Below are 11,904 nucleotides of genomic sequence, written 5' to 3'. Positions count from 1 at the left end.
CGCCGGCGCGCCGGCCGAGGGTGCTGCTCGCGTTCGCCCCGGGGTCCGGTCGCCCCTAGAACAGCACGGTGGCGAGCGTGCCGACCGGGCGGAAGCCGCAGCGCTCGTAGACCCGGCGGGCCGGCAGGTTGAAGTCGTTGACGTAGAGGCTGACCGTGGGCGCGACCCGGGCCAGCGCGTCGGTGACCACGGCGGCCATGGCCGCCGCCGCGAGGCCCCGGCCCCGCCACTCGGGCGCCACCCAGACGCCCTGCACCTGGGCGGTGCGCCGGGTCACCACGGCCAGCTCGGCCTTGAAGACCACCCGGCCGTCGACGAAGCGGGCATAGGCCCGGCCGGCGCGCACCAGCTCGGTCACCCGCCGCCGATAACCGCGACCGCCGTCGTCGGCAAGCGGCGAGACGCCGACCTCCTCGGTGTACATGGAAACCGCCGCCGGGAAGAGCCGGTCGACCTCACTGCCACGGACGCGACGCACCTGCGGGTCGGGCGCCACCGGCGGCGGGGCGTCCGTGGCCAGCAGCGGCTGGTTCGGGCGTACGTCCCGAGCCGGCCCCCAGTGATCGGAGAGGCGGTCCCAGAGCCCGAGCACCGCGTCGGCGCGGCCCACGATCGAGGAGCAGAGCCGCTCCTCCGCGCTCAGTTGTTCCGCGAACGCGGCCACCGCTGACTCCGAGGCGAGCACCGGGGTCAGGTTGCCGCCCAGCCAGCAGATCGACTCCAGGTGGCGCCGGGAGCCGTAGCCGAGGATCCGCGCCTCGGCCCGCCACCAGGCCAGGCCGCGCGCCGCCACCCGCTCGGCGACCTGCGCGCCGGCGTACGGGTCGAGGTCGAGCAGCCGCTCGACCGAGCGGCGCTCCGACTCCCCCAGTTGACGTACCGGCATCGTGAGCACGGTTACCAGCCTGCCAGAAGCACCCGGGGGCGCGCGGGCCGACCGGACACCCGGACAATCCGGCTCAACGTCTTGTCGCCGATGCGTTGCCGATATATCGTTGATGCATCAGCGATACCACCGACAAGAGGAGAGCCCGATGGGTTTCCACCGACACGTGCACGCCCTGCGCGACGAGATGCACCGCCACGGCGGCTTCGGCTTCCCGCCCGTACCCCCGCCGCCGCCGTTCCCGCCCGGTCCGCACGGGCACGGACGTGGCCGGGGTGGTCGCGGGCGCGGCCGGCGACCGAACGTCCGCGGCGCGGTGCTGGCCCTGCTCACCGAGCGGGCGATGCACGGCTACGAAATGATCCAGGAGATCGACTCCCGCACCGGCGGGGCCTGGCGGCCCAGCCCCGGCTCGATCTACCCCACCCTGCAACTGCTTGAGGACGAGGGCGTCATCGCGACCGCCCCCGACTCCGACGGCGGACGCAAGCGGTTCGCCCTCACCGACCAGGGGCAGGCCGAGGCGACCGAGGCGGCGCAGGCCCCGCCCTGGGCCGAGTTCGCCGAGCAGACGGTAAACAGCTGGCACGACATCCGCGACGCCGGGGCGCAGGCGATGAACGCGCTACGGCAGGTGATGACGACCGGCACCGACGACCAGCGCGCCCGCGCCGCCCAGGTGCTCGACGAGACCCGGCGCAAGCTCTACGCCATCCTCGCCGAATCCGAGTGAGCACACGTACGCGAAAGGGCGGCCCCCAGCCGGAGGCCGCCCTTTCCCACGTCGGACTCAGTGCACGGTGACCGTGGCGCCGGGCACCAGGTCCCGTAGCTCCTCGGGGATCTCGGCGCCCATCTCGTCGGCGATCCGCAGCGCCTCCTCGATAAGCGTCTCCACGATCTGCCCCTCGGGCACGGTCTTGACGACCTTGCCCTTGACGAAGATCTGACCCTTGCCGTTGCCGGACGCCACGCCGAGGTCGGCCTCGCGGGCCTCACCCGGACCGTTCACCACGCAGCCCATGACCGCGACGCGCAGCGGCACCGGCAGCCCCTCCAGGCCGGCGGTGACCTCCTCGGCCAGCTTGTAGACGTCGACCTGGGCCCGCCCGCAGGACGGGCAGGAGACGATCTCCAGGCCGCGCTCGCGCAGGCCCAGCGACTCCAGGATCGCGTTGCCGACCTTGATCTCCTCGACCGGTGGGGCGGAGAGCGAGACGCGGATCGTGTCGCCGATCCCCTCGGCGAGCAGCGCGCCGAACGCCACCGCCGACTTGATGGTGCCCTGGAACGCCGGGCCGGCCTCGGTGACGCCCAGGTGCAACGGGTAGTCGCACTGTTCGGCGAGCTGCCGGTAGGCGCGGATCATCACCACCGGGTCGTTGTGCTTGACCGAGATCTTGATGTCCCGGAAACCGTGCTCCTCGAACAGCGAGCACTCCCAGAGCGCGGACTCGACGAGCGCCTCGGCGGTGGCCCGGCCGTACTTGGCCAGGAGGCGCTTGTCCAGCGAGCCGGCGTTCACGCCGATCCGGATCGGCACGCCTGCGTCGCCGGCCGCCCGGGCGATCTCCCTGACCTTGTCGTCGAACTGCCGGATGTTGCCCGGGTTCACCCGCACCGCGGCGCAGCCGGCGTCGATCGCGGCGAAGACGTACTTCGGCTGGAAGTGGATGTCGGCGATCACCGGGATCTGTGACTTCTTCGCGATCGCGGGCAGCGCCTCGACGTCGTCCTGCGACGGCACGGCGACCCGGACGATCTGGCAGCCGGACGCGGTCAGCTCGGCGATCTGCTGAAGCGTGGCGTTGACGTCGGCGGTCAGGGTGGTGGTCATGGACTGCACCGAGACCGGTGCGCCGCCACCGACCGGCACCGAGCCGACCATGATCTGGCGGCTGGCCCGGCGGGGGGCCAACAGCGGCGGCGGTACGGGGGGCATACCGAGACTGACAGCGGTCACTTCAGGCACTCACCTTGAGAAGAGCGTGATCGGGTTGACCACGTCCGCGGTGACGGTGAGCAGCGTGAACACGCCACCGACCAGGATCACCGCGTACGTGAGGGGCATGAGCTTGAGATAGTCGACGCGGCCCGGGTCGGTGCGGCCGATCCGCGCGTACAGCCAGGACCGGACGCGCTCGAACCAGGCGATGGCGATGTGACCGCCGTCCAGCGGGAGCAGCGGCAGCAGGTTGAACACGCCGATGAAGAAGTTCAGCGACACGAAGAGCATGAAGAACACCAGCCAGGCGTTGTTCTCCACGGCCTCGCCGCCGAGCCGGCTGGCGCCGACCACGCTGATCGGGGTGTCCATGTCACGCTCGCCGCCGGTGATCGCGTTCCACAGCGCCGGCACCTTCTGCGGGATGCGCTGCATGGCGTGCGCCGTCTGCACCGCCATGTTGCCGGTGAAGTCGGCGGTGGCGCCGAACGCGGCGACCGGGCCGTATTCGACCCGGGTCGGGGTGCTGGGCTGGAGGAGCACGCCGAGCGCGGAGACCGCCGAGGGCGTGCCCTTCGGGTCGTCGCGCGGCGCACGCTGCACCGAGGCCAGGTCGACGGTGGCGGTGCCGGGGGTGCCGTCGCGCAGGTAGGTGACGGTGGCCGTGCCGGGCCTGGTGGCACGGACGACGTCGAGCATGTCGCCCCAGTTGGAGATCGGCCGGCCGTTCACCGAGGTGACCCGGTCACCGTCGGCGAGCTGCGCCTTGTTGGCCGGGCTGGCCGGATCGCCGGCCTGGCAGGCGCGGTTGACGTTCTCCACCACCACGCACGGGGCGAGCGCGATCACCGCCGGCTCGGCCCGGAGCTGCTCCTCGTTGGTGGGGAACTTCGGGTTCGGCAGGCCGGCGGTCACCGCGATGATCCAGAGCGCGATCAGCGCGATGGCGAAGTGCATCGCGGAGCCGGCGGACATCACGATCGTCCGTTTCCACACCGGATAGCGCCACATCGCGCGTTTCTCGTCCCCCGGCTCGACGTCGTCGTCCTGCGGGGTCATGCCGACGATCTTGCAGAAGCCGCCGAGCGGGATGCCCTTGATGCCGTACTCCGTCTCGCCCCGCCGGAACGACCACAGCGTGGGGCCGAAGCCGACGAAGTAGCGGGTGACCTTCATCCCGAAAGCCTTGGCGGCCACCATGTGGCCCGCCTCGTGCAGGCTCACCGAGATGAGGATCGCCAGGGCGAACAGCACCACCCCGAGCAGATAGCTCATCGAGCTCCTTCCACCGACCCGACGATGATCTCCTGGGCGTGCGCCCGTGCCCACGACTCGGCGGTGAGCACGTCCTCGACGGTACCTGGTTCGTCGAAGTCGGGAGCGTCCTCCAGCACCCGCCGGAGGGTGTCGACGATGCCGAGGAACGGCAGCCGACCGGCGACGAACGCGGCCACGCACTCCTCGTTCGCCGCGTTGTAGATCGCCGGGCGGCAGCGTCCCGCCTCGCCGGCGGCCTTCGCCAGCGCCACCGCCGGGAAGGCGACGTCGTCGAGCGGCGCGAACTCCCAGGTGTGCGCCGTGGTCCAGTCGACCGCGCCGGCTGCCTCGGGCACCCGGTCCGGCCAGCCGATACCGAGCGCGATGGGCAGTCGCATGTCCGGCGGGCTGGCCTGGGCGAGGGTGGAGCCGTCGACGAACTCGACCATCGAGTGGATCACCGACTGCGGATGGACCGTCACCTCGATGTCCGCGTACGGCACGTCGAACAGCTCGTGCGCCTCGATCACCTCAAGCGCCTTGTTGACCATGGTGGCGGAGTTGATCGTGACGACCGGGCCCATGTTCCAGGTCGGGTGCGCCAGCGCCTGCTCCGGTGTGACCTCGGTCAACTCCTCGCGCCGCCGGCCCCGGAACGGGCCGCCGCTGGCGGTGACGATCAGCCGGCGGACCTCGCCGCGCGCGCCCCCGCGCAGGCACTGCGCCAGCGCCGAGTGCTCGCTGTCGACCGGAACGATCTGCCCCGGTCGGGTGACCGCGGCCTTGACCAGCGGGCCGCCGGCCACAAGCGACTCCTTGTTGGCGAGCGCGAGGGTACGGCCGGCGCGCAGCGCGGCAAGCGTCGGCGGCAGGCCCAGCGAGCCGACCACGCCGTTGAGCACCACGTCGCACGGCCACTGCGCCAGCTCGGTCATCGCGTCCGGCCCGGCCACGATCTTGGGAAGCTTGAAGTCGCCGGTGGCCCAACCCCGCCGGCTCGCCTCGGCGTAGAACGCGAGTTGGAGATCCTGCGCGGCGGACGCCCGCGCCACCCCGACCGCGTCCACGCCCAGCTCCAGCGCCTGGGTGGCGAGCAGCTCCACGTTGCCGCCGCCCGCGCCGAGCGCGACCACCCGGAACCGGCCCGGGTTGCGCTTGACGATGTCGATGGCCTGGGTGCCGATGGAGCCGGTCGAGCCGAGCAGCACGAGGTCTCGGGGAGTGGTCACGCGCCCATTGTTCCCCAGCGCGTCACCCGCCCTCGCCCGGCGTCCCCCCGTAGCTTGATCGACTCCACTTCCCCGAGGTGGCGCACTCCGAGCGCCTCCGACCCCGCCACCTCGCCGAGCCGGTGTGGATCATGGTCACCCGGATCGCTCGGGCGCCTCCTCGTCGAGCAGGTCGGCCGGGTCGATGGTGAACTCGAACGGCTGCCGCATCGCGAACGTGGTTCCCGCTGCCGCGGCGGCCAGCGGTCGGTAGTCGTCGTCGACCAGTTCGTAGAGAGGGGCGTGAATGCGGCCTGGACCATCGAGGGCAATCGTGCTGCAACCCACCCTAGCGGCAGCGCACCGCACCGGTGATCATGAAGTTAGCCGTCGTGTTGATCTCTGTTAATGCCGCTAACTTCATGATCACCGCGAAGGGGCGGCGGGGTGGTGCCCGGTTCCTCGGCTGGACCGGCCCGGGGGCGCTAGACCTCGGACGCGGCCGGCGGTCCGTGGCGATCGCCACCGGCGGACGCGGTGAGGCGCTCCAGGTGCCCCAACGGCAGGTGCGGCGGCTGCCACTCCAGGAACAGGGCGGTGGCGTCGTCTTCGAGCTCGTCCCGCTGGTGGGTGAGGACGGCGCGGACCAGCCGACGCATCGTCTCCGGGCTGGGCAGTTGGTCGTTGAGGGCACGCTCGACGAAGTCGACGAGCCGGTCCAGCCCGAACCGCTCCCCGTCGGCGCCGCGAGCGTCGGTGATGCCGTCGGTGTAGGCCAGGATGCGGTCGCCCGGGTGCAGCGCCTCCTCGTGCACCCGCGGACGGCGGTTCGACGACAGGTTGCCCAGCCCGAGCGGCAGCGCGGTCGGACCCGGCAGCGCCCGGACGGCCTTGCCGTCACGCAGCAGCATGGCGCCCGGGTGGCCCGCGTTGATGATCCGGAGCCTGCCGGTACGCCTGTCGAGCTCGCCGAGCAGCGCGGTCGCGAACGTGCCGGGGTGCTCGGCGCGTACCCACCTGTCGATGCTGATCGCCGTGTCGACCAGGTCGAGACCGGTACGCCGCGCGTTGCGGTACGCGCTGACCACGAGCGAGGCCAACGCGCTCGCCTTGATGCCGTGCCCACAGGTGTCGAAGAGCCCGACGCTCAGCACGTCGCCGTTGAGCGCGTAGTCGAAGATGTCCCCGCCGACGTCGTAGCACGGTTCGAGAATGGCGGTGATCACCAGGTCGTCGGTCGCGAAGGTCAGCGGCGGCAGCAGCCCCCACACGATCTCGGCGGCGACCTGCATCGGCAGGCGGCGGCGGATCCGTTCGACGACGTCGCCGTAGTGCCGGCGGTTCACCAGGAGCTGGGCGACGTTCACCGCCACCTCCCAGGCCGGCCGGTCCAGCGCGGGGTCGCCCGCGTCCGGCGACACGATCTCCAGCACGCCCAGCCGTTCGCACCCGAGCAGCAGGGGCACCCAGAGCCGGTCCGGGTGGTCGGGAGCGCGCTGCACCTGGAGGCTTGTGTACGCCCGGCCGGCCAGGGTCGTCTCGATCGTCAGCTCGCTCCGGGTCAGGCCGGCGCCGGGCAGGGGCACGAGTGTGGACTGCGTGTAGTCGGCCAGATAGATCACGATCTCGGTGGCGCCGACGGCCGGCGCGGCCTGGCTCACCAGGAACGACAGCTCGTCCGGCCCGCCTCGGGGCGCGTTGAGTTGCAGCCAACGCGCCGCGTCGCCGCCGTCGACCACACCGCACCCCCCTCGTCTCCCCCACCGTAGGGAGGCCGACGGCAAAGCGCCAACGAGCTAGACGGGGCGATCCAGGACGAATGTCTCCAGCTCGGCGCCGCCGTACCAGTCGGTGCGGACGCCGACGTGGGTCATGCCGAGCCGCCGGGCCACCGCCATCGACGGCTCGTTGCCGGGCGTCACCACCGCGTGGACCCGCGCCGTCCCGGTGGCGAACTCCCGCGCCAGCACCGCCCGGGCCGCCTCGGTGGCGTAGCCGTGGCCCTGGGCGTCGGGGTGCAGGTGCCAACCGACCTCCAGGTCGTCGGTCGGGGTGACGCCGTCGCGGCCGGGCAACGGCTTGAGCAGGACGCTGCCGGCCGCGCGGGCCACCGCGCGCGGCTCGACCGCCCACAGGCCCCACCGACCGTCGTACGGCGCGTCGCGCTCACGCCAGGAGCGCACCCGCTCCAGCGCCTCCGCCGGATCGGTCAGCCGGCCCCGGCCACCGCCCAGCCAGCGCATCACCTCCTCGCGGGAGTAGATGTCGTAGACCCGGGCGAGGTCGTCTGGTGACTCGGTCCAGTCCCGGACCACGAGCCGCTCGGTCGAGACGATCATCATGACGCCGGATCGTAATGCGTGGCCGGCCACCACACGGGGAACGAGGGGGCGATGGGCGACGGGTGGCAACGGGCGAAGCGGATCACCTCGGCGGCGTTCCGGCCGGTCCGGGGCCGGGACCTGTCGCTGCACGCCGCCGCGATCACGTTCTACGGCGCGATCGCGGTGGTGCCGGTGGCGCTGCTGGCGATCTGGCTCACCGGGCTGCTCGCCGGGGCCGACCGGGTGCGCCGGCTGACCTCGTACGCGATCGAGACGCTGCCCACCGAGATCGGCGCGCACCGCGCGGTGGCCGCGCTCGTCGAGGCCGGGTTGGGGCTGACCCCGCTGCTGGCCCTGGCGTCGCTGCTGCCGGCCTCGCTCTACGGCGAGGGGCTGCGCCGGGCGTTCGTCTCGGTGGCCGAGCCGCGCGGCGAATCCGGCGCGCTCGTCGGCTGGCGCGGCCGGCTGCTGCTGCTGCCGCTGCTCGCGCCCGCCCCGGCGCTGCTGCTGTCGATCCTGCTGGCGTTGCCGCTCACCACCCGGCTGGTGCGCCAGGGCGGCTGGGCCGGCGCACTAGGCGTGGTGCTGTCGTTCCTGGCGGTGTGGCTGGTGCTCACGCCGGTGCTGGTGTGGGTGTTCCGGGTGGTCGGCCCGGCCTCCCCGGACTGGCTCGCCACGCTGGGCATGGGCTCGTTCACCGCCGCGAACCTCTCCGGCTTCCTGCACGGTTTCGTGCTGTTCTGCTCGCTGCCGCTGAACCTGGGCGTGCCGTTCGGCGGGTTCGACGAGATCGGCGGCGGGGTGGCGGTGCTGCTCTGGCTCTACCTGTTCCACGTGATCGTGCTGGCCGGATATTCGGCCACGCTGGCGTTGGGCCGGTGGCGGGCCGCCCACCTGGCGGCCCGCTCCTGACCGCCGGTCAGCGCCGGAACGGGCCGCGCACCTCGTACGTGATGCCGCCGCTGCCGGCCTTGGCGCCTGTGGTGCCGCGCTGCGAGGAGAAGTAGAGCCGGCTGCCGTCGGGCGAGAACGCCGGCCCGGTGATCTCCGAGCTCGCCTGCCCGAGGAGCCGGGCGAACGGTGTCACCACGCCGGCCGGCGTGATCATGTTGATCTCCATGTCGCCGCCGTCCTCGGCCACGTAGAGATCGCCGCCCGTGCTGCCGGTGATGTTGTCCACCCCGGTCAGCGGCGCCGCGCCGGTCTCCACGAGCGAGTCGTCGTACGCCAGGTCGAGCCGCTGCGCCACCGCGTCGTACGCCCACACCCGGTTGTCGCCCTTGGTGGTGAACCAGCAGGTGTCGTCCGCGTACCAGCAGCCCTCCCCGCCGTCGAACGACTGCGCGTCGCGCACCTGGTGGCGGGTGGGCACCGGGAAGCCGTCGCGGTCCGGCACGTCCTGCCAGGTGACCGGCCCGGTCACCTGACCGTCCCGGGCGCAGAGCACCTGGAGCCGACCGCTGCGCAGATCACCCCAGGTGTCCGGGACGAAGCGGTAGAAGCGGCCGTCCGGCTCGTCCTCGGTCAGGTAGACCACCTGCCGGCCCGGGTCGCAGGCCGCCGCCTCGTGCTTGAACCGCCCCATCCGGGTCCGTTCCTCGCCCGACCGGCCGCCACCCGGCCAGGTCTCGAAGACCCGGCCCAGCGGCACCTCCTCGCAGGAGAGCCACGTCCCCCACGGGGTGGCCCCGCCGGCGCAGTTGGTGTTGGTGTCGCTGAGGATCCGGTACGCGCCGGCGACCGACCCGTCGGCCGCGAACCTCAGGGCCGAGGCGCCGCCGACAAGCGGGACCTCCGAGTTGGAGACGTAGATCCAGCCGTCGCCGGCCGGGAAGCAGGCGCCGCCGTCCGGCGCCCAGTGCCATACGTACGAGGTGCCGGGGACGCGCTGGCCGGACCGGGCGACCACCCGACAGGTGAAGCCGGCGGGCACCTGGAGGCCGTTGGCGTCGGCGGCCAGCAGGTCCCCGTACGGGCCGGGGCCGGGTTGGGCGGGTACGGCCGGGGCCGCCGCGGCCCAGAGACTGCCGGCGAAGGCGGTGCCGCCGGCCACGGTGACGGCGCGCAGGACGGTACGACGGTCCATCTGTTGACCTCCCGGGGTGGCGGTTGGCTCCGCACCGACGGTAACCCTCGGTCGGCATCGACCGCTGCCTCTGCCGGGTGAACGCGCGGTGGCGTCAGAGCCGGTCCACGTACCGCTTCGCCTCCGCCAGCGACCAGCTCGTGTGCTCCCGTACCAGCTTGACGGCGTGGATCTTCTTTCCGGCGTGGGCGAGCCGGGCCGCCTCGGCCCGCACCCCGTCGTCGACGCCGGGCGCGGCCGGGTCACCGGGTCGGGCCGGCAGCGTGCCGCCCGCCCGCAGCGCGTCGACCGCCTGCTTCGCCTCCAGCAGCGGCAGCCCGGTCTGCTGGCGGAGCAGCTTGACCGCCTCGACCGTCCGTCCCTCGCGGGCCAGCCGGAGCACCTCGGCCTGCCCGCCGCCGGTGGCCGGGTCGGGGGCGACCAGGTCCCGGGGACGGCCGGTGGCACGCCGGAACACGAACACGAGCAGGAGCACGGCGAGCACGGCCAGGAGCGCGAACTGGAGAGCCTCGGGCATGCGCGCCACGGTAGCGTCCGGCCGCGAACCCTCCCGCCGGGGCCCGCCCGGCAGTAGGCTCCGGTCCCATGAACGACGGGAGTGAGCTGCCGTCCCGCGCCGACGTCGTCGTGGTCGGCTCCGGGCACAACGGCCTGGTCTCGGCGATCCTGCTGGCCCGCGCCGGTCTCGACGTGCTGGTGCTGGAGGCCGCCGAGGTGATCGGCGGCGCCACCCGCACCGAGAACCCGTTCCCGCTGGTGCCCGGGCTGCGCCACTCCACCGGGTCGTACCTGCTCGGGCTGATGCCGCCGGAACTGCTCGCCACGCTCGATGTGACCATCCCGGTGGTACGGCGCGACCCGCACTACTTCCTCCCCACGCCGGGCGGGCCCGGCTCGCCGTACCTCCTCTTCGGCCGCGACACCGCCGCCACCCGGCGGCAGCTCACCGACATGTTCTCGGCGGCGGACGTCGCCGCCGACGACGCGCTCCAGGCCGAACTGGCCCAGCTCCGCGACGACCTGGCGCCGGCGTGGCTGGCCGAGCCACTGCCGGTCGAGGAGACCGCCGAGCGTTACGTCCGGCCGGCGCTGCGGCAGGTCTTCGTGGACCTGGTCCGCGGCTCGGTCGCCGATTACCTGGCCCGCTTCGACTTCCGCTCCGAGCTGCTGGTCAGCATGTACGCGGTGACCGACGGCCTGTCCGGGCTCAACGCCGGGCCGGACGACCCGGGCACCGGGCACAACTTCCTGGTGCACAACATGTGCCGGCTACCGGGCGCGGGCGGCACCTGGATGATCGCCGAGGGCGGCATGGGCACGGTGTCGCGTACCTTCGCCGACGCCGCCCGGGCGGCCGGCGCCCGCATCGTCACCGGTGCCCCGGTCACCGCGATCACGCTCGACGGCGGCGCCGCCTCCGGCGTGGTGCTTGCCGACGGCCGCGAGGTGGCGACGCCCGTGGTCCTCGGGGCGTGCGACCCGTACCGGCTGATGGGGCTGCTGCCCGACGGCGCGCTCCCGGCGGAACTCGGCGCGCGGATGACTGCGGTCCGCCGGCCCGGCACCACGCTCAAGCTCAACCTGGCGCTCACCGGGCTGCCGCGCTTCTCCTGCCTGCCGGCCGACGCGCCAAGCCCGTTCGGCTCCACCATCCACCTGCTCCCCGGGTCCGACTCGCTCGTCGGCGCCGGTGGCGCCGCACCGATGACCGCGCTGCGCGACATGTGGGCCGACGTCCAGGCTGGGCGGCTGCCGGACGAGCCGACAATCGAGTGGTACCTGCACACCACCGTCGACCCGTCACTCCAGGACGACGCCGGGCACCACTCGTCGGCACTGTTCGTCCAGTCGGTCCCCTACGAGCTGGCCGGCACCACCTGGGACGCGGCGCTGCCCGGGTACGTCGAACGGCTGGTCGCGATCTGCGAGCGGTACGCGCCGGGCGCCGGCGACCTGATCGCCGACGCGGTGCCGCTGCCCCCGCCCGGCATCGAGGCCCACTTCGGGATCACCGGCGGGCACATCCACCACGTCGACAACACGGCGTCGTTCACCGACCGGATGCCGTACGCCACAGGCGTGCCAGGCGTCTACGCCGGCAGCGCCGGCTGCCACCCGGCGGGCAGCGTGATCGGCGCCGCCGGCCACAACGCCGCCCGCCGCATCCTCGCCGACATGTAAGGAGGGGCCCCCGCTTA

12 protein-coding genes are annotated in these 11,904 nt (G+C 73.0%); 3 read left to right on the top strand and 9 right to left on the bottom strand.

From position 1 onward, the window contains the following. Window positions 1–55: 55 nt before the first annotated feature. Complete coding sequence (locus SM450_RS04195) at window positions 56–895, bottom strand: GNAT family N-acetyltransferase (protein WP_474618289.1); 840 nt, start codon at window positions 893–895, stop codon at window positions 56–58. Window positions 896–1,034: 139 nt separating this feature from the next. Between SM450_RS04195 and SM450_RS04190 the strand changes: the two genes are divergently transcribed. Further along, complete coding sequence (locus SM450_RS04190; RefSeq protein WP_474618288.1) at window positions 1,035–1,619, top strand: PadR family transcriptional regulator; 585 nt, start codon at window positions 1,035–1,037, stop codon at window positions 1,617–1,619. A gap of 57 nt (window positions 1,620–1,676) precedes the next feature. On the opposite strand, the gene ispG is transcribed toward SM450_RS04190, so the two are convergent. The 6 genes from ispG to SM450_RS04160 all read right to left on the bottom strand — a co-directional run bounded on the left by ispG (window position 1,677) and on the right by SM450_RS04160 (window position 7,638). Continuing rightward, window positions 1,677–2,849: a flavodoxin-dependent (E)-4-hydroxy-3-methylbut-2-enyl-diphosphate synthase gene (gene ispG, locus SM450_RS04185; protein WP_474618287.1), complete on the bottom strand. Its 1,173-nt coding sequence runs from the start codon at window positions 2,847–2,849 to the stop codon at window positions 1,677–1,679. Between the two features lie 9 nt (window positions 2,850–2,858). Next, the gene (locus tag SM450_RS04180; protein ID WP_474618286.1) at window positions 2,859–4,106 is read right to left on the bottom strand and encodes a M50 family metallopeptidase; all 1,248 of its coding nucleotides are present in this window, start codon (window positions 4,104–4,106) and stop codon (window positions 2,859–2,861) included. Further along, window positions 4,103–5,317, bottom strand: a complete 1,215-nt coding sequence (gene dxr, locus SM450_RS04175; RefSeq protein WP_474618285.1) for a 1-deoxy-D-xylulose-5-phosphate reductoisomerase — start codon at window positions 5,315–5,317, stop codon at window positions 4,103–4,105. Before dxr ends, SM450_RS04180 begins: the two co-directional genes overlap by 4 nt. A 135-nt stretch (window positions 5,318–5,452) precedes the next feature. Next, window positions 5,453–5,644, bottom strand: coding sequence for a hypothetical protein (locus tag SM450_RS04170; protein ID WP_474618284.1), 192 nt, complete (start codon window positions 5,642–5,644; stop codon window positions 5,453–5,455). Between the two features lie 137 nt (window positions 5,645–5,781). Next, complete coding sequence (locus SM450_RS04165) at window positions 5,782–7,035, bottom strand: PP2C family protein-serine/threonine phosphatase (protein ID WP_474618283.1); 1,254 nt, start codon at window positions 7,033–7,035, stop codon at window positions 5,782–5,784. A 57-nt stretch (window positions 7,036–7,092) separates the two neighbouring features. Beyond that, complete coding sequence (locus SM450_RS04160) at window positions 7,093–7,638, bottom strand: GNAT family N-acetyltransferase (RefSeq protein WP_474618282.1); 546 nt, start codon at window positions 7,636–7,638, stop codon at window positions 7,093–7,095. Between the two features lie 51 nt (window positions 7,639–7,689). On the opposite strand from SM450_RS04160, the gene SM450_RS04155 reads away from it, so the two are divergent. Then, window positions 7,690–8,532: a YhjD/YihY/BrkB family envelope integrity protein gene (locus SM450_RS04155; RefSeq protein WP_474618281.1), complete on the top strand. Its 843-nt coding sequence runs from the start codon at window positions 7,690–7,692 to the stop codon at window positions 8,530–8,532. Window positions 8,533–8,539: 7 nt separating this feature from the next. Here SM450_RS04155 and SM450_RS04150 read toward each other — a convergent pair whose 3' ends face one another. Further along, the gene (locus tag SM450_RS04150) at window positions 8,540–9,706 is read right to left on the bottom strand and encodes an alkaline phosphatase PhoX (protein ID WP_474618280.1); all 1,167 of its coding nucleotides are present in this window, start codon (window positions 9,704–9,706) and stop codon (window positions 8,540–8,542) included. Between the two features lie 94 nt (window positions 9,707–9,800). Continuing rightward, window positions 9,801–10,223, bottom strand: a complete 423-nt coding sequence (locus SM450_RS04145; protein ID WP_474618279.1) for a 50S ribosomal protein L7/L12 — start codon at window positions 10,221–10,223, stop codon at window positions 9,801–9,803. Window positions 10,224–10,291: 68 nt separating this feature from the next. Between SM450_RS04145 and SM450_RS04140 the strand changes: the two genes are divergently transcribed. After that, window positions 10,292–11,887 carry a phytoene desaturase family protein gene (locus tag SM450_RS04140; RefSeq protein WP_474618278.1) on the top strand — a complete coding sequence of 532 codons (1,596 nt, stop codon included), beginning with the start codon at window positions 10,292–10,294 and terminating at the stop codon, window positions 11,885–11,887. Window positions 11,888–11,904: the final 17 nt, after the last annotated feature.

Source organism: Micromonospora marincola (assembly GCF_056150385.1).
Note: the sequence above shows the minus strand (reverse complement) of the source record. Positions and strands in the feature narration are given on the sequence as shown.